Raw genomic sequence first — 22,272 nt, forward strand, 5'->3', positions numbered from 1 at the left:
CTACGCGTCGGCCGCGGCGGCGGCTGCCCGGACGGCGGGCCTCAGCAGCAGCAGCCGTCCCTCGACCACGCGAAACTCGAGCGGCATGCGCATGTGGGTGACCTCGCCATCGGTGGCGACCTTGATGCGCTTGCGCGGCGACAGCGCGGCATGCTTCACCGTCAGGCGCTTGAAGGAAAAGGCGATCACGTTGTCGGCATCGCCCAGGCGTCCGAGGGCGCCGCGCAGCAGCAGGCCGAGCATGCCGAGCTTGCCCACCGGGCGCGGCGCGATCGCGGCCAATTCTCCTTCTCCGAGCGCCTCGCCCATCGGCTCCAGCCCGACCTGCTCCATCTGCAGCCGGTTGTTGCCGACGAACAGAGTCGGCGTGCGCAGCTTGCGCATGATGCCGTCGAGCTCGAGCCGGATGCGCAGCGGACGGTGGCGCCCGAGCGCCGTCTTCAGAGCCGAAAGGATGGCCACCACGCGGCTGCGCCCGTACTGGCGTTTATCGAGCTCGCGCGCTTCCAGCAGCTGCGGATACAGGCCGACGCTGGCGTTGACGAGGAAGATACGGTCGTTGACCATGCCGATCTGGACCGGCGTGACGCGGGCGTCGAGCAGCGCGCGCACGGCTTCTTCGAGGTCTTCGGGAATGCCGTGGGTGCGGCCGAAATAGTTAAACGTCCCCTGCGGCAGCACGCCGAACAGGCAGCCTTGCTGCACCGCCTCGTGGGCGACGGTGTTGATGGTGCCGTCACCGCCGGCGGCAACCACCACGCCATCGTTCTCTCGAGCCTGGGTTGCCATGCGGCGCGCGATGTCCTGCAGTTTGCCGGGATCGTCGACGATCTCGAGGTGGACGGTGCGACCAGCCGCCTGCAGCACGTCGCGGATGGTCGACTCGCGCAATGCCGTTTCGGAATGGCCGGAGCCGGCGTTCATGACGACGTAGAAGGCTGCGTTCGGACCGGGTTCGACGGGATGCATGGATGGTTTGACTGTTGTAGGTTGGATGTCGAATTGACAAGCTCATCCTATCACTGTGCATACGGGCATGCTGCACCGCAGCCGTGCGGCAATAAAGAGTCGAACCAAGCCTACTCGTCGGCGGTCGGCCAGTGGTCCGGATCCTGCAGCAACTGGTACATGACGTAGGCGTCGACATAGCCGAGGCGCTTGTGGCGGAATGCCTTGGGCAGGGTGCCGACAATGGCAAAGCCGAGCTTTTTCCACAGCATGACGGCGGCCGTGTTGGTGCTCACCACATAATTGAACTGCATCGCCAGGTAACCCTGGCTGCGCGCCTCGAGCATGCTGTGTTCGCCCAGCATGCGGCCCACGCCCGCGCCCTGCGCCGCCGGGCTGACCATGTAGGAAGCGTTGGCGACGTGGCGCCCGCGCCCGAGCTGGTTCGGCACGACGCGGTACATGCCCAGCACGCGCTCGCCCAGCGCCGCCACGCGGCTGGTGACGCCAGGGCCGAACCAATAGGCCTGCACCGCTTCGCGGGTAGTTTCCGGCTCGAACGGATACGTTTCCCCCGCATGCACATGGGCGCTGAAAATGTTCCACATGGCGTCGAAATCGGCGCTGGTCGCGGGGCGGATCTGGAGTTCTTTCACGGCTCGGCAATACTTCTTATCAAAAATGAAATTGATTCTAGCACCGGGTTTGGCGAACTCAGCGCCCGATACGGAAGTCGACCGTGCCGGGGCGTCCGTCCAGGTGCAGGGTCGCGGCCGCGCGCGGCGCCTCGGCCACCACCTGCCCGCGGCGCACGACCAGGCGGCGCGCGGCGCGCAGGCGGATCGCCTCCACCGGGCTGGCAGCGTCGAGCAGCACGAAGTCGGCATGGCAGCCGGGAGCGATGCCATAGCCCTCGAGTCCGAGGATGCGCGCCGGCGTGTCGGTGATGGCCCGGTAGCACTGCAGCATGGCCGCCTGCCCCGTCATCTGCGCCACGTGCAGGCCCATGTGCGCCACTTCCAGCATGTCGCCCGAACCCATGCCGTACCAGGGGTCCATCACGCAATCGTGGCCAAAGGCGACGTCGACGCCGGCGGCCAGCAATTCCGGCACGCGCGTCATGCCGCGCCGCTTGGGGTAGCTATCGTGGCGGCCCTGCAGGGTGATGTTAATCAGGGGATTCGCGATTGCCGCCACGCCCGATTCGGCGATCAGCGGCAGCAATTTACTGACATAGTAATTGTCCATCGAATGCATCGAGGTCAGGTGCGAACCGGCGACGCGTCCCTGCAGGCCGAGGCGCCAGGTTTCGTAAGCCAGCGTTTCGATGTGGCGCGACAGCGGGTCGTCGCTTTCGTCGCAATGCATGTCCACGCGCAGGCCGCGTTCAGCCGCGAATTCGCACAGCAGGCGCACCGACTCCGTGCCCTGCGCCATGGTGCGCTCGAAATGCGGGATGCCGCCAACCACGTCCACGCCCATGGCAATGGCCCGCTTCAGGTTATCGAAGGCGCCCGGGCTGCGCAGCAGGCCATCCTGCGGAAAGGCGACCAGCTGCAGGTCGAGATACGGCGCCACCCGCCGTTTCACGTCGAGCAGGGCTTCCACCGCCAGCAGGCGGTCGTCGCAAATATCGACGTGGGTACGGATCGCCAGCAGGCCGCGCGCCACGGCCCAGTCGCAATATTGCAACGCCCGTTCGATCAGCGCTTCCTGCGCCAGTTGCGGTTTCAGTTCGCCCCACAGCGCGATGCCTTCGAGCAAGGTGCCGGATTGGTTGACGCGCGGCAGGCCGTAGCTGAGCGTGGCATCCATGTGAAAATGGGCGTCGACAAACGGCGCCGACAGCAGGTCGCCGCCGGCATCGATTTCGCGTGCGCCCTGTACCGACAGGCGCGCTTCGACAGCGGCGATGCGGCCGCCGGCGACGCCGACGTCGATCCCGCTGCGGCCATCGGCCAGGGTGGCATTACGTATTACAAGGTCCATGGGCGCTCCTGTTCAGGTCGAATGATTGTAGCGATTTCCCATCACTTTCGATGTTGTGTACGTGTTTAATAAGGTGTTCAATTGTAACGGTGCTGCGATGCAATATTGCGCTCATGACACGGTGACAAATTTCGCTTTGCGGCACTCAGCATCGGGGCTACACTGGTTATGTTGCAGTGCGCCATAAGCTTTATGTCATAGCCTTTGCGCCATCTACTGCCCGACCCGTCATAACCGATAGCCGATCGATAAGGATTTTCCGATGACTTCGCTTCCAGAACAGTTTTCAGCAGCGCGTCTTACCCAGCTCGACAATGGATTCAACCTGATGCGCAGCTTCGGCGACCAGGCCCTCGACCAGACCAGCCGCGTCGTCGCGCTCCAGCTCAACGCCTCGCGCAGCGCCCTCGAACAATCGTCCGCCGCGCTGCGTCAATTGCTGGCCATGCGCGACCCGCGCGACCTGCTGGCGTTCGGCTCGCATTCCCAACAGCAGCTGCGCTCGATGCTCGACTATGGCAACGAGCTGTTCAGCATCGCCGCCGGCTTCTCGCCGCTGCGCAGCTACAGCGCCGACGCCCTGAATGCGATCACCACGGCGAATGCCGCAGCGGCGCAGCAAACGGCCGATGCGGCCGTGGCGAGCATGACGCCGTCGCTGCCCGCTGCGGCAACTCCTGCGGCCGACGCTGAGCCTGCCCCTGCTCCCGTAGTTGCGGCGCCATTCACCGCGCCCGTGGCCGAACCGGAAAGCGTGCCATCGATCGAGGTCGTGACCTCCGTCGTCGCGCCAAACGTCGCGCCGACCGCGATCGCGCTGGCCGCCAGTGAGATCACCGACATGTCGGTCGAACCGCCGCATCCGGTCGCCGCCAGCGTGCCGGTGGAAGTGTCGGTCGAGATCGAACTGCCGAAGGTCGAGCCAGTAGATGCGACACCGCCGGTCGGCAATCCAACGACAACCACCAAAGTTACGGAAATCCGCGGCACCAGGGGCCGCCGCAAGCAGCCCTGAGCGGCCGCGCGTGGCGCGCTGCGCCTGATGCGCAAAAAAAGTAAACTAGCGGGCTGCGGCCCGCTTTTTTATTTGGCCGGCTTTTGCATTCGCCACAGGCAGAAACAAGGAACAACATGAGTTTAGCAAGCCTGGTCGGCAGCTTCGTGCTGCGCCACTGGAAGGCGTATGCCTCGTCGGCGGTGATGCTGGTGGGTGTCGCCGTGTGCACGGTCTGGGTGCCGCGCACGGTGGGCCGCCTGATCGACGGCCTGGCCGCGCACACCCTGTCGCCCCACGACCTCACCATGGGCATCCTCGAGCTGCTGGCCCTCGGCGCGGCGATCTACGTGCTCCGCGTGAGCTGGCGCATCCGCCTGTATTCGGCCGCCTACCGCCTCGGCGTCGAGCTGCGCACGCGCCTGTATGCGCGCCTGGCCGCGCAAGGCCCGGGGTTCTACCAGAAGCAGCGCACCGGCGACCTGATGGCGCTGGCGACGAACGACATCGACGCCATCGAGATGGCGGCCGGCGAAGCCATGCTGGCCGGATTCGACGGTACGCTCACCCTGGTCATGGTGCTGGGCGTGATGCTGCTCGGGGTCGACTACCGCCTGGCGCTGATCGCCCTGCTCCCCTTTCCGCTCATGGGCCTCGCCTTCTGGTACATCTCGCGCCACATCCACACCGCCGAAACGGATTCCTTGAAACGTTTTTCGGCGCTGAACGACCACGTGCAGGAATCGCTCTCCGGCGTGCGCACCGTGCGCGCCCTCGGCCTGGAAGCGCGCAGCAGCGCGCAGTTCTCTGCACTGGCCGGCAAGGCGGCAGACGCCAGCCTGGACGCCAAAAAATGGGAAGCAGCCTACGAGCCGGCGGTCGGCCTGACCCTCACCGCGGCCAGCACCCTGACGCTGGGCCTGGGCGGCTACCTGGTCTGGCAGAACCAGCTCACCATCGGTGCATTGACCAGTTTTACCATGTACCTCGGCCAGCTGATCTGGCCGATGTTCGCGGCCGGCTGGGTGCTGTCGCTGATCGAACGCGGCCGCGCCGGCCTGGCGCGCCTGCAGCCGATGCTCGATGCGCCGCTGACGGTGGTCGACGAAGGCAGCCTGGAACGCATCGAAGACGGTCCGCTGGTCTTGCGCGACGTGCGCTTCACCTACGGCGGCGCCGAGAAACCGGCGCTCGATGGCGTCTCGGTGCTGCTCCGCCCCGGCATGACGCTGGGCCTGGTCGGCCCGACCGGCGCCGGCAAATCGACGCTGCTGCGCGTGCTGCTGCGCCAGGCCACGCCGCAAGCGGGGACCGTCACCTGGGGCGGCCACCCGCTGGCGAGCTACCAGCTGGCGGCCTTGCGCGCGGCCACCAGCTGGGTGCCGCAGGAATCCTTCCTGTTCTCGGCCAGCATCGCCGAGAACATCGCCCTGGCCCGCCCCGGCGCCAGCCGCGCCGAGATCGAGGCGGCAGCCGGCATGGCCGCCATCCACGACGACATCCTGCGCTTCCCGCAAGGCTACGACACGCCGGTCGGCGAAAAAGGCATCACGCTCTCGGGCGGCCAGCGCCAGCGCGTGGCGATCGCGCGCTCGCTGCTGGCGCACAGTTCATTGCTGCTGCTGGACGACGCCCTGTCGGCGGTCGACACCGGCACCGAGACGCGCATCCTCGAGCACCTGGCCGAGCTGCGCGCCGCCAGGCCGGAGCTGTCGGCGATCATCGCCAGCCATCGCCTGTCGGCGGTCGTCAACGCCGACCTGATCGTGGTGCTGAAAGAGGGCCGCATCGTCGAATCGGGCGACCACGAGACACTGCTCGCGCTGGACGGCTGGTATGCCAGCCAGTGGCGCTACCAACAACTGGAGGCCAGCCTTGACGCAAGCTAAAACAGAAAAAGCCGGCCGCGCCCAGCTCACCCAGGCGTCGAGCCTGCTCAAGCGCGCCGCCTGGCCCGACCGCCGCCAGCTGATGCTGGCCACCTTGTGGCTGATGCTGTCCGCCTTCCTCGAAGTGATCGGCCCGATTTTGGGTAAAGCCCTGATCGACGACCACCTGCTGCCGCGCCACGCCGACTGGACGCGCATGTCGCTGCTGCTGGGCGGCGTGCTGCTTACCGGCTGGGCCGCCTCCTGGCTGCGCTACCTGCAGCTGATCCGCCTGTCCGGCATGGCGATGCGCTCGGTGCAGCGCCTGCGCGAATGGGTGTACGGCCACGTGATGCGCCTGCCGATGGCCTTCTTCGACCGCGCCATCACCGGCCAGCTGGTCAGCCGCGTGACCAACGATACCGAGGCCGTCAAAACCCTGTACATCCAGGTGCTGTTCGTACTGCTCGATTCGAGCATCGTCCTGGTCGGCACCATGATCGCCATGGCCTGGCTCGACTGGCGCCTGATGCTGATCGTGCTGGCGCTGCTGCCGGCGGTGCTGGTCATCGTCTGGCTGTACCAGCGCCTCTCCGCGCCGGCGGTGACGCGCGCGCGTGCACTGCGCAGCGACATCAATGGCCAGATGGCCGAATCGATCGGCGGCATGACGGTGCTCCAGGCCAGCAACGCCGCCGGCCGCTTCGGCCAGCGTTTTGCCGCTACCAACGACAAGCACTACGACGCGCGCCTGTCGGAACTGAAGGCCAACGCTTTCCTGCTGCGGCCCGCGCTCGACCTGCTCAACGTGATCCTGCTGGCGGTCGTCATCTTCAGCTTCGGCCAGCGCGAGATCGGCGCGGTCGAGGTCGGGGTGCTGTACGCCTTCATCAGCTACATCGCGCGCGTGGTCGAGCCGCTCATCCAGATCACGATGCAGTTCAGCGGCCTGCAGCAGGCGGTGGTCGCCACCGCGCGCGTCGCCACCCTGCTCGACGAACCCGGCGCCGCCGAACACACGGCCGGCCGCGCCGCCGGCGCGCGCCTCGAAGCCCGCCCCGACGCGCCGGCGGTGCGCGTGCAGGGTCTGACGTTTGCCTACGTGCCGGGCCAGAACGTCCTGCACGACATCACGCTCGACATCCCGCAAGGAGCCTTTTTCGGCATCGTCGGCCACACCGGCAGCGGCAAATCGACCCTGCTGTCGCTGCTGCTGCGCTACTACCCGGCCGAGACCGGGCGCATCGAGATCTGCGGCGAACCGATCGCCGGCATCGACAACGACCATTTTCGCAATGAAGTCGGCCTGGTGCCGCAAGACCCGTTCATCCTGGCCGCATCGGCGCGCGAAAACATCGACATGGGGCGCGATCTTCCCTTCGAGCGCATCGAAGCCGCGGCACGCGCCGCCCACGCGCACGACTTCATCGAAGCGCTGGAACAGGGCTACGACACCTCGCTCGGCGAAGGCGGCTCGCGCCTGTCCTCGGGCCAGAAGCAGCTGATCGCCATCGCCCGCGCCCTGGCCGGCGAACCGCGCATCCTGCTGCTCGACGAAGCCACCTCGCGCATCGACAGCGCCACCGAACAGATCGTGCAGGAAGCACTAGACGAATTGCGCGGCCACGTGACGATCATCGCGATCGCGCACCGGCTGTCGACGATTCGCGATGCGGACCGGATCGTTGTGCTCAATCACGGGCGTATCACCGAGTCGGGTGCGCACGAGGAGCTGATGGGGATCGAGGGTGGCTTGTATCAGCGCTTGTATTTGCTGCAGCAGCTGGCGGTGTGAGGTGCTTCAGACCCGTAGGGTGGGCGGCTACACCTCGTAAGGTTGATGACCAGTGGCGTTTCTGCCGCCCACGCGTTCAACCAGCCGGTGAGACGTCGCGAAGTTTCAGAAGATAGTTGAACGCGTGGGCGGCATTCAGGCAGCGACTAACCACGCGCCCGGGTGTAGCCGCCCACCCTACGGGTCTGTGCTTCGTTCTTGAAATGGACTGCTTTAACCGGACTGGCAGTTTGGCAGACATCATCCACCCGTCACCGGCAACCGTATCGCAAACGTCGCCCCCTTCCCCCTCCCTGCGCTACTGACGCTCAGCGTGCCGCCGTGCAGTTCGACGATGCGGCGCGCGATGAACAGGCCCAGGCCGAGGCCGGTGGCGTTGTCGTGCTGCTGCAGCGTGAAGGCGCCGAAGACGTGCGGCAGGTCGTCCGGGGCGATGCCCTGCCCCGAGTCGGCGATGTCGATCGCCACGGTTCCTTCGCTGCGCCCGATCGTGATGCGGATCACGCCGCCTTCGGGCGTGAACTTGGTGGCGTTGAAGAGCAGGTTCCAGACTACCTGCTGCAGGCGGCGGCCGTCGGCGTCGAGGCGGATGTGGTCGCCGTAATCGGCGGGCGTGACCAGCATCCGGATCCCCTTGGTGTGGGCAAAGGTTTCCACGGTCGAGATGGCGTCGCGCAGGATTTGCCCCAGCTTGACGGGAGAGCGCACGATCGACATCTGGCCGGTGAGCGTGCGCGCGGCGTCGATCAGGTCGTCGACCATGCCCGTTTCCTGGTGCACGTGCACGCGCATCGATTCGAGACCTTTGATCACCTTGGGCGGCAGGTCCGGGATCGTGCGCAGCATCAGGTCGATGCGCATCGACAGGGCCGACAGCGGCGTGCGCATTTCGTGCGACACCGTCGCCAGGAACAGGTCGCGCGTGCGGTTCACGCGCGTCAGGTCGTCGATGGTTTCGCGCTGGCGGTCGAGCGTGCCGGACAGGGTGCCCAGCAGCGCCACGTAGGTGCCCATGCGCTGTTCGGACACGGGCGCGTCCAGCCGCACCTCGTTCCACAGCATGTGGCCGGGCAGGCCAATCTGCCGGGCGATGCGCTCGCATTCGAGCTGCGAGCTGAAGTCGGCGAAGCGCCAGCCGAATACCAGCACGCCATACACCTCGCCGCGCAGCAGCAGCGGCAGCGAACACACGCGCATCCCGCAAAACAGTGCCGCGGCCGGCTTGCCGTCGCCACGCGACAGCTGCACCAGCGTGCGCTCGAGCGCCGTACCGGGGCCGTCGACGGCCCACAGGCTGGAACGTTCGAGCAGGCTGGCCAAACGCGAACCGGTCTTCGGTCCGATGCGGCGCACGCCCTCGGCGTCGAAGGCGGACGTGACCAGGCCGGTCGCCTGCGCGAACTGGGTCAGCGGCGTGTCCCAGTCTCCCCAGTCGACTGGTGCATTGGCGCGCAGGTTGACCGTGATCACCGGGGTTTTTCGGCCGGCAGGTCGGGCGATGGCGGCAAGGGAGCGCCTTTGGCGACGGCTTCCTCGATCAGCGGACTGCGGCGCGACGGCGAGCGCGACAGCAAACCGTAGTAGGACGAAAACGGCAGTTGCGGCACGGCGCCGGCCTGCGCACTGTCTTCCTCCTCGAGCAGCAGCAGGCCGCCGGTACCGATGGTGTACTCGCGCGTGACCTGCAGGTTGCGGCTGCCACGCACCTTGGGCACGGCGATCGCGCGCCGCAGCACGGTCGATACCTCGACGTAGTTCAGCAGGACGATGTTGTCGACCAGGTGCGAACCCTTCAGGTCTTCGCTGATCTGCGACACGCCCAGCAGTTCCGGGCTTTCGTAGTTGAACAGGGTCGTGGCCAGGCGGTCCTTGAAAAAGGTCGCCAGCGCGTACAGGTAATCGGCCACTTCGCTGCGGCTCGTGATCTCGTAGACGGCGATCGAATCGAACACCACGCAGTCGATGCCCTGTTCTTCGACCAGCCTGGCGATGCGGTCGAAGTGGACATCGAGTTCCAGTTCCAGCGGCGACTCGTAATGGATATGCAGGTCGCCGGCGTCCACCAGCGCCTGCAGGTCGAAACCGAGCGACCTGGCGTTGCGTATCAGCTGGGCCGGGTGCTCGTCCAGGCTCACCAGCAGCGCCTTGTGGCCGGCCTGCACCGCGTGCGTCAGGAACTGCACGCTCAGCACCGTCTTGCCGGTGCCCGAAATGCCGCTCACCAGCGTCACCGACCCTTTATAGATGCCGCCATCCATCATGCGGTCGAGCGCGGGCGAACCCGTCGACAGGCGCTCGTCCGACGTCGGCTGCGCTTCCCAGGCGAGCGGGCGCGATTGCGCGCGGCGGTAGACCTGCACGCCGACCGCCGGCTCGATGCGCATCGTATGGCTGCCGCCGATGAAATCCTGGCCACGCGACTTCATCACCGTCAGGCGGCGCTGCACGCGGCGGCGGTTTTCCTCGCGCCCGAGCGAAATGATGGTGTCGAACACGAAACGCTCGTGCGCCAGCACGCCGGTGAGGGATTCGTCCTTTTCGGCGGTGACCATCGAGGTGACGCCCAGGCGCGTCAGGCCGTCGATCAGCAGGTGCACGTCTTCGCGGAAGGGCATGTCGTTCAGTTCCGCATACAGGCGCAGCGGCGTCAGGCCGTCGATCAGCAGGCGCCTGGCCTGCATGTCGACCAGCGCGGCCGCAAAGGCGCCGTCGGGATTGCGGAATTCGCTCAGCAGCACGGCCGGACTGGTCTGGATGATCTTGATCTTGCCGCGGTCGATCATGCCCTGCAGGTCCCAATCGAAGCCGGCGGCGTCGCGCAGCAGCTTGGCCGGGTCGAGCTCGAACGACACGATGGCGCCGGGTTCGTCGTAGTCGCGCGCGCCGTGGTAAATGAAACCCAGGCCCAGCGTGGTTTTGCCCGAGCCCGGCGGGCCCTCGACGATCAGGTTGTTATTGCGCGGAATGCCGCCAAGGAGAATGTCGTCGAGGCCACTGATTCCGGTTTTTACCAGTCCGCTCATGACTCCTCCCTGTCGATGTACGCTGAGCTTAACACGGCCGAGGGGCGTGTTTACCTGGTACTCCTGCGAAATAATTGAACGCCAACATTGCTCTTTCAACGTCGCATATTTGCGATATGTCGTCAAAAAAAGTGATATTTCTGTCTTGCAACAAGAATATAATGGCAGATGGGCGCGCGTCATGACGCTAAACCGACCATCCTCGAGAGACCATCTATGCCGGCAGCACGCACGTTCAGACAGCCACGCCGTCGCACCGCGACGCTGCTGGCCTCGTTATTGCTGGCGTCCTCCTGCGCCTGGGGACAAACCGCCGCACCGCTGGCCGAACGCCTGGCCGGGATCCGCGAAATCAACCGCTTCATTCCCGAACGCGCGCTGCCGCTGCTGCTCGGCGTCGAACACGAAGCGCGCGTGGCCACGGTCGCGGACAAGGGCGAAATGCTGGCCCAGCTGTGCGTCGCCTATATGGGCGTCGGCCGGCTCGACAAGGCGCTGGCCACCTGCGACGAGCTGATCGCGTTCGGCCGCCAGGCCAACGACAATGGCGCACTGGCCAAGGGCCTGCTGTCCAAGGGCTATATCAAGTACCGGCAAAAAGAGCTGGCCGTGTCGCATGCGCTGGTCTGGGAAGCGGAGCGCCTGGCCTTGACGACCGACGACGTCGAACTGCGCGTGCGCGTCGGGGTGTCCTCGGCCGAGTCGTACGCCGAAGACGGCAACTTTCCCCTGTCGCTGGAAAAGACCCAGGCGGTGCTGGCCTATACCCGCCAGCACGGCGGACCGGTCCACCTCGTCATGGTGCTCAACTCGCTGGCGCGCCTGTATGGCCAGATGCGCGAGCACGACAAGGGCTTCGAAGCCCTGGCCGAAGCGACCGAGGCGGCCGGCAAGACCAATTCTCCCGGCCGCATGGCGACGCTCAAGGCCACCGAATACGGCCTCGCGGTCGATACCGGCCAGTTGCCGCGCGCGCTGAAGGCGCAGACGATGGCGCTCGACCTGCAGCGCCAGATCGGCGCCCAGTCGCTGGTGGTGCGCTCGCTGGTCAACCTGGCGGACTGCTATCTCAAGATGGGCGACTATCGCAATGCGAAGTCGTATTCGGTACAGGCGATCGCGGCTGCCGGGAAAATCAACGACGAGGTGGCGCTGGCGACGGCACAGGTGAACCTGGGACAGGCATTCCTGTCGACCGGGAACCTGACCGAAGGCAAGCGCAGTTTCGAAGCGGGCCTGGCCTCGTATGAAAAACGCGGCGACAAGCCCGAACTGCAGATCGTGCTGGCCGAGTACGGCGAGGCGCTCGAACGGGCGGGCGACTACGCCGGCGCGGTGCAGGCGTACCACCGCGAGCGTACCCTGTCGAACGAACTGTTCGAGCGGCGCCGCCAGAAGGCGATGCTCGAGCTGCAGGAAAAATACGACGCCGACAAGAAGGAGCGCCAGATCGTCCTGCTCGAGCGCGAGAACGAGATCAAGTCGGTCGAGATCGACAACCGCCGCCTGCAGCAGCGCGTGTGGTGGCTGCTGGCCGCTGTGTTCGCGCTGGCCTCGCTCGTGGTCGCCCTCCTGTACCGCAAGGTGCGCCACGCGAACGCTCAGCTGTTCCTGAAAAACCAGGAACTGAAGCAGCAGAGCGCGCGCGACCCGCTGACGAACCTGTACAACCGCCGCCACTTCCAGGAGTTCATGCGCGGCGACCGCGTCGCCGACCGCATTAGCGAGCGCATGAGCGACCAGCGCGGCGCCGGCACCGCGGGCGAGGAGATGGTCAGCGCGCTGTTCCTGCTCGACGTCGATCACTTCAAGCACATCAACGACACCTGGGGCCACAGCGCCGGCGACGCGGTGCTGATCAGGATTGCGGAGAGCCTGCGCGAGATCCTGCGCGAGACCGACATGATCGTGCGCTGGGGCGGCGAGGAATTCCTCGCCTTCCTGCCGGCGATCCCGAAGAGCGGTCTGGACGAAGTCGCGCGCCGCCTGCTGACCGGCATCGGCGCGACCAGCATCGCCTGCCAGGGCACGACGCTGTCGGTCAACGTGTCGATCGGCTTCGCGCCGTATCCGCTGGCCCCGGGCGGCCAGCCGCTGCCGTGGGAGCGCGCCGTCAACCTGGTCGACATGGCGCTGTACATGGCCAAGGGCCACGGCCGCAACCGCGCCTACGGCGTGCGCGGCTTCACCAATTTCGGGCGCACCTCGCTCGAGGAAGTCGAGCAGAACCTGGAGCAGGCCTGGCGCGCGGGGTTCGTCGATATGTCGATCGTGACGGGCGGGTATCCGGATCTGCGCGCGAGCGCGTAAAGCCAGTTCGTAGGGTGGACGGGTCCCCCGTCCACGCGTTGAACGGTCAATCGCTCTCTACTCCCAACACAATCCGGTTTCCACCGGCCCACCCCAATCTGCCGGATACATTCCTTCCCGGACATATCGGGAAAAACTCGAATACGGCCACAACGATGCATGCGGTGCATGCCCGTGCTTGACCGGATTAATGTGAATGTAATCGACGTGCCGCTCAAAATCGCACTCATCCCTGATCTGGTGCTCCCAAAACCGGCGTTGCCAGATGGCCGACTCGCCGCGACGCTGCATGCACGACGTTATCGGGGCCGAACTGGATCGATCACGGCAGACGTAGGAGACGTGGTGTTTTATCTCGCGCCAGCGTTGTGAAAAATCGGTGTCGTCCTCGGGCAGGGTCCAGATGCAATGTAAGTGGTCAGGGAGTTGGACCCAAGCGTCGATTGTGAAGGGGCGGCGTGCGCGCACCATCTGGATCGCGGCGCGCGTTGCAGCCAGTACGTCGGGTTCGCACAAGATTGGGCGCCGGCGCCATGCGACGAGGGTGAAGAAGTAGGTGGAGCCGGTGCGGGCGCGACGGAAACGGGACATCGCGCGATCGTAATGCGGTGAATGTGCGCACGTTAGGCGAGCGGTGCCGGAAGATGAGGCCGATCAAACGCAGCGCGACGATGAGTGTCACAGGGCATGAAAACGGTGAACGCGTGGACGGGAGACCCGTCCACCCTACATTTTTGCGATGTGCGCCGTAGGGTGGACGGGTTCCCCGTCCACGCGTTCAACGGTAAAGCAATCGCCGGCGCGTTGACGAGTCCGGTGGACAACGCATGGACGGAAACCCGTCCACCCTACCGTGCGGCTTCCTGCATCTTTTCGCCGGCCCGCTCGACCTTCTCGCCCACCTTGCTGGTCGCCTTTTCCAGGCCACGGCCGGCTTCCTGGGTGGCGTCCTTGATCTTTTCGCGCGCGGCCTCGGTGCGTTCGGCCAGTTGGCGGCGTTCTTCCTCGGCGCGGGCAGCCAGTTTTTGCGCTGCTTCATCCGCCTTTTCGATCGGGGCGCGCAAGCCGTCGGCCACCTTTTCGCCGGCCTCGTCGATCGCCTTGCCGGCCTTTTGCGCCGGCCCCACCGCTTCCTCGTCGCGCGTGCAGCCGGCGGCCAGGGCCAGGACCAGCAGCGCACCGGACATGGTCATCGTCTTCATGTTTCGCTCCTGTGTTCGTGTTTCCGAAAGCATACACCCAGCGTGGCCGCTCGGGTGCCTCACCTTCCTTCGACCTCATCGGCGCGCGGATGTTCGGGGGAGCGTGCCTCGATCCTGTCTTTCAGGGCGCGGGTGGCGTCGTCTTCGCCCCAGCGTTTGGTAAAGGTGCGCAGGCGCGTGCGGGCGCGTTCGTACGAGGCGGCCGACAGCGCCGACTCGACCGAGGTCTTCGCTTCGCGCCAGGCCTTGTCGCGCTGGCGCTTGCGGGTGCAGGCGCCGCTGGCGTCGTTGAGCGCCTTTTGCACACGCTGCAGCTGCTCGGGCGTGGCTTTGGTGCTGCGCAGGGCGATCAGTTCGCTCTGGGCTTCGCGCGGCTTGCATTCGACGGCCAGCGCGATCGCCTTGTCCATCTGCGCTTCGATGCGCCGCTTCGACGGATTCGCAATCAGCCAGACCACCCACAGCACGGCCAGCGCCAGCAGCCACCAGCGCAGGCGCACCGGCGTGCGCCGCGGCGGCACGGCGGGGCTGCTGCGCGGCGGCGGCACCCGTGTATTGGCACCGGCGGCGGCGCCGGCAGGTGGACGCATATCCGCCGCCGGTGCGGCTGGCTGCGCCGGCGCCCTGGCGGGTGGCGCGGCCTGCGCGTCGGCGCGGGCCGCGGCGGCGGCGGCGGTGACGGCTGCGGCCGAGGCGGCAGCGTTCATGGCGGCCGTGACGACGATCGCCTCGCGCGCCGGCGGCTCCTGCGCCGCGCTGGCCGGCGCCGCAGGTGCGGCCGCCGCAACGGGCGCAGGTGCAGCCACCTCCACAGGTGCAGCCACTGGCGCGGGCACTGCCGCCGGTGGCACCGGCCTTGCCTCTTCCTGCGCGGTCCCGCAATACGGACAAAAGTTAACGCGCCGCGGCAGTGCGTGCCCGCACGCGGCCTGGATGCAGCGGACCATCGGTTGCTCTTGCACAGCCCTCCCCTGTTATTGCGGATCCGGGACGCCGTCGTCCGGATCGGGAATCGATGGCGCCTGTGGTCCCAGGCCAGGAATGTCGGCCACGGTTCCCCACTTGCCGAAGCGCGGGTCCTGCGCCATGCTCCAGGCGCGCGTGGACAGCTCGATCTCGCCGCGCGCCAGTTGCTGCGCGATCTCGCCAACCCCGAACGGCCCGCGCTGGGCGCCCGCCACGAACAGTTTATAGGTAAGCTGTGAAGCGGCCTGCGCCGCCGGCAGCGGATCGGGAATCGCGGCCGCCACGCTCGCCGCTGTGCCGAGGGCGCGCACTTCCAGCGCCGCCGCGGCGCGCGCCTCGCTGGCCAGGATCTCGGGTTTGACGATGCGCTTGTCGACCGGACGTTCGACTTCCCAGCTGTAGGCGTCCTGCGCCGAATCGGGGACGGTATCGCTCCAGGCGGCGATCGCCGCCAGCGCGGCGTCGACCGCGGCTTGCGACAGCGTGCTGTCGACGGCCTGCGCACGGCGCAGCCAGGCTTCGTACAGGCGCCGCGCCGTGATGTTCGGCAGCGACGGCGACGGCAACTGGGCGCCGGTTTCGTCGGTTTCCAGGCGCGGCTCGTACACGCGCTGCTGGTAATGGCGCATCAGCGCCGCCAGCAGCAGCAACTGGTGCGGGCCGAGCGCGGCCTGGCGATTGCGCACGGCCGCGATCACCTGCTCGCGGTAATACGGCGGCAAGCCGTTCGAGCGGATCGCGTACTCGTTCCCGATCTGCAGCCATTCGCCGGAACCGGGCTCGACTTCGAACAGGTATTGCCCGCGCGGCTGGAAGGCCGCTTCGCGGTCGCCCTGGTCCGCCTTCCTGCGGATCACGCCGAGCGCGATCGCCTGCAGGAACCACTCGTAGTCGTCGGCCAGGCGATTGAGTTCGTCCATCGACGGCGAAATCGGATGGCGAAAGCGCGTCGAGTCGAAATGCAGGTGGGTAGGAATTTTCGGGTTCTCGATCTGGTACGAGGCGCGCCAGGTCGGCAGCCCGCGCAGGACCGTCATCGGGAAGCCCGACAGTTCGATGTAGCAGGTCGCGCGCCCCGGAATGCCGGTGTTCACCACCGACACCAGGTCGCCATGAAAATACCCGGTCGGGATCGCGGCGCGGATCTCGCCCTCCATCCGGCGCCAGGCACCGACGTCGCCCACTCCAATAAAACATTTAAATTGGTCCGAATTCGGAGTGAACTCGGCGGAGAAGCGCGCGTTCACCCAGGGCATGGCACTACGAATCCATTCGGCGAAGATGCGCTGGCGTTCCTGCGGCGTCATCGCGTTCAGGCGTTCGAGCAGCGGGTCGACCGGTTCGCCCTGCAGCTCGCTGTTCGAGAGTTGCGTCTGCGCGCGGCGGAACAGCTTTAATAATAAATCCGCGCGTGTACGCTCGTCGCCCAGCTGCGGAAACAGTTTTCCGGAGCCACCGAATTCCAGTAGCACCTCTTCGCTCCACGCGCTGACGTCGCCGGTCAGGCGCACCGGCGCCGGCTGCATGTCGCCGGCCAGCTTGATGTAGGTGGCGTGTTCCTGGCGCGCGTCGGCGCGCAGCTGGCTGATGCGGCCGTCGACGGCGCGCAGGATGTCCTGCACATGGCGCCGGCCTTCCTGGAATTCGCCGGCGATGCCGCTCCATTGGGCATTGCCGTATTCGTCGGTCGACTGCGGTTCGCCCAGCCAGGCCGACATGCCGCGCATGACGTCGATCGACTGGCCGGCGGCCACCGCCAGCATGTGGAAGCGCAGGTAATCGGCGATGTCGCGCTTCAAATGCGCCATGACCTCACGTGCCTGCGCATCCTTGCCGAACAGGCGGCCCGCCGCCTGCGACAGGTTGTTCAGCGATTCCTCGACTTGCCGCGTGCGCAGCGCGTCGCGGATGTCGCGGTAGCGACGGCCATTGCGCTCGGCATTGGCGAGATCGCGCTGCAGCAGGCGCGATTTGACCTGTTCCAGCAGCGACAGCACGAATTCCAATCCGCCCTGCTTGCGGTCATCCAGCAGGGCATACAGGCGCTCGCGCACACGCGCCTTCAAGCCATTGGTCAGTTCGACCGTATGGCGCTTGATGCGGTCTTCGCTGGTCTCGGCGCTGGCGCCGGCTTCGCGAATCGCATCGCGCTCCAGGTTCGGCAGCAGCTCGGCCACGCGTTCTCGCCATTGCGGCACGTCGAAGGCGGCCATGATGCGGTCCATCTCGAGCTGCACCTTGCTCTCCACGCGTTCCAGCAGCGAGCGCCCTTCCTTGTCGCGCAACAGCAGGCCGGTCAGCGCGTATTCCTGGAACGGCGCCACGTCCACCGTCCCCTTTTTGAAATCGGGGAATTCGTCGAAGGGCAGCTCGCGCATGTCCATGTGTTCGCGCATGAAGCCATCGCGTTCCCCGTCGCCCGCGCGCCGCGCCAGGGCGCCGTCGCGCCCGACCAGGCCGAAGAATTCCTTGACCATCAGCGCCGCCAGTTCATAGGCGCGGATATCTTCGCGCAGGCTTTGCTGGGTGTCGAGCACCGACTGGCCGAATGCCGAATACACCTTCGAGTACGACAGGCGCATGTCGCCGAAACGCGCTTCCGGCACGCGCGGGTTGTAGGGTCCCAGCTTGTGCTGCTGCTGGTTGACCGCCACCGAGCGCTTGCGGTTGGCGAAGTCGGCCGAGGCAAAGTCTTCGAACAGGGTATCGGCCACCATCTGGTACACGTCCTTGACGTCGTGGGTGGCCTTGTTGGCGAGATTCGCGGTGTCGACGAAGTAGACGTCGTCGAACGGCGCGCCGCGCCCGGTGATGCTGTCCGGGTCCATCCATTTGACCTGCGCGTTCATGTCGCGCATGGTCGTTTCCAGCTCCATCATGGTGGCGTAGGCATTCGCTTCGGTACGTTCCTTGTTCGCTTTCGCAAACCCCGACGGCATGAACATCACCAGGTCGACCTGGCTGTCCGCCACTTCCTGGCGCGCGATCGCTTTCGCCATCCAGCCCAGGTCGATCGCGCTGCCGGCGCCGGTGCCGCCCGCGTTCGAGGCGATGACGACGATGCGGAATTTCGAGGTATCGACCTGCAGCCCGAGGCGCTGGTAATTCTCCTTGCGCTCGATGCCGGCGTTACTGCCCAGGTAATTCAGCGCCCCCTTGATGCGCCCGCGCAGCTTGGGGTATTTGTCGAACAGGTACAGGCGCGCCACGGCGCGGATCTGGCCCGCCCCTTTCGACGGGTCGATGCCGAGCGAACGCAGTTTTTTCGGGCGCAGCGGCATCCATTTCTCGATCAACGGAAAGCGCGCCAGGCTGTCGTCGGACTCGTGGTACTGCGGCAGGTCGAGCGGTTCCACCAGCCGTTCCTCGTCGGTGAGTTTCACCAGTTCGTACCAGGGATCGGTGCGCTGCGATTTGCCCTCGTCGATGACGGAATTCGAATCGAGGTCGAAGTGCAGGAAGCGCGCCACCGGGAAGTCGGCGATCGATTCGACCCGGGTCGGGTGGTGCCGGTTCCAGACGGCCGACAGGATGCGCCGGCGGATGCGCATCATGACTTCCATGCCGGTGCCGCCGGCGCCGATGAACAGCGTCGGGCGCAGGTCGACCTTCAGTTCGGACTTGCGGTTGATCTGCTCGTGTGTCGGGATATCTGCCATGTCGTTTCCTTTAACGGCGGCCGATGAACAGCGCCGCGACCAGGCCGCCCAGGCCGACCGCGACCAGCGGCACCGTCACCCCGAAGGTGAGATATTTGCTGGCGTTGATGATCGCCAGTACTACCGCGGCCGACAGGAAGGCGAGGCCGACGAACAGCAGCCAGCCGGCGCTGCCGGCAGTGGACGGCGCCACGCGGCGCACCACCAGGTGGTGCACATAGGCGTTGCGCACGAAGAAGTACACCACCAGCAGCACCAGGAACACGCCGGTGCCGATGGCGACGTCGCGCGTGGAGGTGTCGGTCGCCGGCGCCGGGGCGCCGGGCATCACGTCGAGCGTGCCGGTCGGCGTTTCCGGCGTGGTTTTCGGCAGCGGATCGTCGGGCACGGCCTTGTCGGCGGGGAGCTTGAAGCCGGGGTCGGCCTGGGCGGTGGTGTTTTGGGCTTGCATGGTCTTTTCCTTGGGGGTCAGCGGCCGAGACGGACTTGCGCACCTTCGCGCAGGTCAATCAGCTGGTGGCCGAACAGGGTGGTCTTCAGGCGTGCCACTTCATTGCCCGCCTTGTCGTAAATCGGTTGAATGGTGCCGGTACGCGCGCGCATGGTGCGCTGCTCGTCCTCGACGGTGACCAGCGCGCGGCGCGGCCGCATCCAGCCGTAAGCGGCCGCCGCGCCGGCCGCCAGCAGCGCCAGCAAACCACCGCCCGCGGCCAGCAGCGGTCCGCTGCCGTAATGGACGCGCACTTCGATCGGCAGCAGCGCGGTCGATGCCTGCACCTGCGCGGGCGGCGTGAAAATCTCGGGCAGCGGGTCGCCGGGGAACAGTTCGGCCATGCGCTCACGAAAGCCTGTCGACAAGGCCAGCTTCTGGTCGGCCAGGTGCAGTGCGATCGTCCCCGGCAGCACATAGGCCGAGCCGGCCGATTTCAACGCCGCCATCGACCACTTGCCGGGCAGTTGCGCCACCGGCAGTTGCAGGGTCGAGCCGAGCGGCTGCGCCTTGCCCGGCGCCAGCGCATCGATGCGGCTGCTGGCCAGCGTAACGGCGCGCTGCTCTCCGCCCAGCGTCGAGCGCGCGCTCAGGCGGGCGCTGACGATGGTGTACGGGTACATCGTGTTCTCGAGCTGCCAGCCGATCTTCGCGTTCGGCGCGGTCGCGTCGGGCGCGACGTCGGCGCGCAGCACGCCGTTTGCGCCCATGGCGAAAGTGACACCGGGTGCATTCTCGACCTTGCGCGGCACCAGGCGTACGGTATCGCGGTCGAGCGGTTTCAGGCGCGCCGGCGGTTCGGTGATGATCCGGCGCACCGCGCCCGAGGCCAGCAAGCCGTCGAGGGCGCGCGCCCCGCCCGCTCCGATCGCGAATGCGTACACCATCAAGCCGTTGGCCGTGTAGTGCGCGCCCTTGACCGGCATGCGCAGCGGGAAAGCCAGCGCGGTGCGGATCTTGTCGCCGCTGTGGATCAACCCGTAAAACTCGCGGTTGCGCAAGCTTGTGGCCTGGTCGTTGTTCGGGCTGTTGCGGTTGTTGGTGACCAGCCAGACGATGCCATCCTTGCCGCCCAGCGCCTGGGTCATGGCGGCGCCTACCGCCTCGCCGAGGTCGGTGTCGGCCAATGCGCCGCCGGCTTTGCGGGCGGTGTCGAGCCTGGCGAGCGCACCGGTGACGGCGCCGCGCGTCTCCTTGTCGACCGTGGTCGACACCAGCGCGCGCGGCGACGGCGCGTTCGGCTGCGACTGGTTGAACGCCGCCAGCACCAGCGCGTCGCCTGGCTGCGCCACGGCCAGCGCCAGTTCCGTCACCAGCGGCTTGAAGGGCGATTGCGGATCGCTGTAGAACGGTTCCATCCAGCCCGAATTCTGGACCAGGAAAACATGCGGCGTCGCCCACGCCTCGGCAGCGCCGCACAGCAGCACCAAGCTGGCAAGCACGCGTATAAAAGCCGCCATCACGACACGACTTCCAGGCGCCAGCCGCGCACCGTGTTCCAGTCCGGATGGTGCAGCCACAGCGCGCCGTCGTACACGAAGGGCGTGCAGTCGAGCGGGCGCGCCAGGCGTGCGACTTCGTCGAGGATCACGTTGCGCTTGCCGATCCATTCGATCGTGGTCTTGGCGATCGTGCGCCCGGCCAGCGCTTCCTCGGCGCGGCCGGTGTAGGCGTGGAAGCGCAGCACCAGGCCGCTCGGCTGGGCGCGGTTATTGTTAAAACTGCGCAGCAGCGGCAGCACCAGCGAATCGTCGGCGACCGCGTCTTCGATGTGCTCGGCCGACCAGGGTTGATCGAGCACTGGATGGCCGCGCCGGAACAGGAAGTTGGCAAAGCCCAGGCGCGCGCCGTCGATCGGCTCGACCTGCGGATTGTCGGCGCCGAGTTCGAGGAAGGAATAGGCCTGGCCGTCGTGCCCGATGTGCCACAGGCGGCCGTCGCGGCTCTGGGTCGGGCCGCCGAAATCGAGTTTCGGGGTCCAGCCGCGCGGCCACGGCGTCCAGCGCGGCGCTTCGCCCGGGCGCCACACCAGCTGCCCTTCGGCGTGCAGCCAGAACAGGCGGTTGTCGTAGCCGATCGGACGCTTCCAGCCGGTCGTCGGGGCGCCGGAACAATCGAAGGTGGTGCCGTTGACGAAGTCGAGCTGGGCGTCGAGCAGGTGCAGCACGCCGTCTTCGACGTACAGGCAGCCGACCTGGCGCCGCATCACGCCGGGGCTCGACGCCAGGCGCCCGGCGAACAGCAGTTCGAGGCGGTAGCTTTCGTTGACCGGATTGATCCACAGGCGCGAAAGGCCCGTATCGAGCGGCACGATGCCGACTTCGCCGCGCGCCGGGTTCACCGCCGGCAGCCAGCTGTAGCCGCCGGCCGTGAAGCGCAGTTCGCTGCCGGCTTCCTCGGCGCCCATCACGTGCCACAACTGGGCCATCGGGTCCCAGTATTGCAGCACGCCGCGCGCCGGCGCCAGCGCCAGCAGGCGCTGTTCGGGAAAGCCGTAGCTGCCGGCGATGAATTCGCAGTGGGCGTTCGGCGGCGCCGGCATCGCCAGTTCGGCGCGGTTCGGGTGCGGCGCCGCCGGCCGTCCTTCCAGGCGGTCGCCCAGCGCCAGCGAAGTGACCGGCAAGCCGTGCGGCACGTGACGCGGCAGCGCCTGGTCGCTGGGAGCGCCCCACCAGTCGGGCTGGTGATGGTGGCGTCCCTGCAGCCGCTCCAATGCCGCGCCGCAGGTCGGGCAGTACGCAAAACCTTCGGGGTAGATCGGCGCGCAGGCGCAACCGGCGGGCAGCGACGCGCCGAGCAGGTGGGCGACGTCGGGCAGCCGGCCGCGCGCATGCGCCAGCCAGTCGATCGTGCCCAGGCCTTGCGTGGCCTGCAGCGCGAATTGTCCGCTCGTCTCGTCTTCCAGCCAGGTGCTGGTCGGCGTGTCCCATTGAATTGCCATCGTGCTCCGCCGTCGGTTGCGATCTGAGTTGAGATATGCATGCCACCCACGTGATGCGGGTGGCGATTGCTGTCTAAATCATAACTG

The 22,272-nt window shown here is 66.8% G+C and carries 16 protein-coding genes; 4 read left to right on the top strand and 12 right to left on the bottom strand.

Translation table 11 applies throughout. The features are described from left to right. The 3 genes from AC56LG_RS06620 to AC56LG_RS06630 form a co-directional block, all read right to left on the bottom strand. Positions 1-969 (bottom strand): diacylglycerol/lipid kinase family protein, encoded by a 969-nt coding sequence (locus tag AC56LG_RS06620; RefSeq protein WP_497165317.1) that lies wholly within the window; start codon positions 967-969, stop codon positions 1-3. 110 nt (positions 970-1,079) lie between these two features. Further along, entirely contained in the window at positions 1,080-1,604 is a 525-nt protein-coding gene (locus tag AC56LG_RS06625; protein WP_497165318.1) for a GNAT family N-acetyltransferase, read from the bottom strand. 58 nt (positions 1,605-1,662) lie between these two features. Then, positions 1,663-2,937 carry an amidohydrolase family protein gene (locus AC56LG_RS06630; protein WP_497165319.1) on the bottom strand — a complete coding sequence of 425 codons (1,275 nt, stop codon included), beginning with the start codon at positions 2,935-2,937 and terminating at the stop codon, positions 1,663-1,665. A gap of 262 nt (positions 2,938-3,199) precedes the next feature. Here AC56LG_RS06630 and AC56LG_RS06635 point away from each other — a divergent pair, with 262 nt between their 5' ends. From AC56LG_RS06635 to AC56LG_RS06645, 3 genes are all read left to right on the top strand, one after another. Continuing rightward, positions 3,200-3,952 (top strand): phasin family protein, encoded by a 753-nt coding sequence (locus AC56LG_RS06635; RefSeq protein ID WP_497165320.1) that lies wholly within the window; start codon positions 3,200-3,202, stop codon positions 3,950-3,952. A 116-nt stretch (positions 3,953-4,068) separates the two neighbouring features. Next, on the top strand, positions 4,069-5,820 hold the full coding sequence (locus AC56LG_RS06640) for an ABC transporter ATP-binding protein (protein ID WP_497165321.1): 1,752 nt from the start codon (positions 4,069-4,071) through the stop codon (positions 5,818-5,820). Next, positions 5,807-7,594, top strand: coding sequence for an ABC transporter ATP-binding protein (locus tag AC56LG_RS06645; protein ID WP_497165322.1), 1,788 nt, complete (start codon positions 5,807-5,809; stop codon positions 7,592-7,594). Before AC56LG_RS06640 ends, AC56LG_RS06645 begins: the two co-directional genes overlap by 14 nt. A 240-nt stretch (positions 7,595-7,834) precedes the next feature. Here AC56LG_RS06645 and AC56LG_RS06650 read toward each other — a convergent pair whose 3' ends face one another. Together AC56LG_RS06650 and AC56LG_RS06655 are read right to left on the bottom strand one after the other, a co-directional pair. After that, positions 7,835-9,064, bottom strand: coding sequence for a sensor histidine kinase (locus tag AC56LG_RS06650; RefSeq protein WP_497165323.1), 1,230 nt, complete (start codon positions 9,062-9,064; stop codon positions 7,835-7,837). Then, the gene (locus tag AC56LG_RS06655) at positions 9,061-10,617 is read right to left on the bottom strand and encodes an ATPase domain-containing protein (RefSeq protein WP_497165324.1); all 1,557 of its coding nucleotides are present in this window, start codon (positions 10,615-10,617) and stop codon (positions 9,061-9,063) included. Before AC56LG_RS06655 ends, AC56LG_RS06650 begins: the two co-directional genes overlap by 4 nt. Before the next feature lie 216 nt (positions 10,618-10,833). On the opposite strand from AC56LG_RS06655, the gene AC56LG_RS06660 reads away from it, so the two are divergent. After that, positions 10,834-12,927, top strand: a complete 2,094-nt coding sequence (locus AC56LG_RS06660; protein WP_497165325.1) for a GGDEF domain-containing protein — start codon at positions 10,834-10,836, stop codon at positions 12,925-12,927. Positions 12,928-12,984: 57 nt separating this feature from the next. Here AC56LG_RS06660 and AC56LG_RS06665 read toward each other — a convergent pair whose 3' ends face one another. The 7 genes from AC56LG_RS06665 to AC56LG_RS06695 all read right to left on the bottom strand — a co-directional run bounded on the left by AC56LG_RS06665 (position 12,985) and on the right by AC56LG_RS06695 (position 22,185). Beyond that, a complete protein-coding gene (locus AC56LG_RS06665) occupies positions 12,985-13,518 on the bottom strand; it encodes an REP-associated tyrosine transposase (protein ID WP_497165326.1) in 534 nt (177 codons plus the stop codon). Between the two features lie 257 nt (positions 13,519-13,775). Next, positions 13,776-14,129, bottom strand: a complete 354-nt coding sequence (locus AC56LG_RS06670; RefSeq protein WP_497165327.1) for a hypothetical protein — start codon at positions 14,127-14,129, stop codon at positions 13,776-13,778. A gap of 59 nt (positions 14,130-14,188) precedes the next feature. Then, positions 14,189-14,935, bottom strand: coding sequence for a hypothetical protein (locus AC56LG_RS06675; RefSeq protein WP_497165328.1), 747 nt, complete (start codon positions 14,933-14,935; stop codon positions 14,189-14,191). A 168-nt stretch (positions 14,936-15,103) separates the two neighbouring features. After that, positions 15,104-18,754: a tubulin-like doman-containing protein gene (locus AC56LG_RS06680; RefSeq protein WP_497165329.1), complete on the bottom strand. Its 3,651-nt coding sequence runs from the start codon at positions 18,752-18,754 to the stop codon at positions 15,104-15,106. Between the two features lie 10 nt (positions 18,755-18,764). After that, positions 18,765-19,205: a hypothetical protein gene (locus AC56LG_RS06685; protein ID WP_192049040.1), complete on the bottom strand. Its 441-nt coding sequence runs from the start codon at positions 19,203-19,205 to the stop codon at positions 18,765-18,767. A gap of 17 nt (positions 19,206-19,222) precedes the next feature. After that, complete coding sequence (locus AC56LG_RS06690; RefSeq protein ID WP_497165330.1) at positions 19,223-20,686, bottom strand: hypothetical protein; 1,464 nt, start codon at positions 20,684-20,686, stop codon at positions 19,223-19,225. A gap of 17 nt (positions 20,687-20,703) precedes the next feature. After that, positions 20,704-22,185 (bottom strand): hypothetical protein, encoded by a 1,482-nt coding sequence (locus AC56LG_RS06695; protein WP_497165331.1) that lies wholly within the window; start codon positions 22,183-22,185, stop codon positions 20,704-20,706. Between the last annotated feature and the right edge of the window lie 87 nt (positions 22,186-22,272).

This window comes from Telluria sp. ZB2R32, from assembly GCF_059685715.1.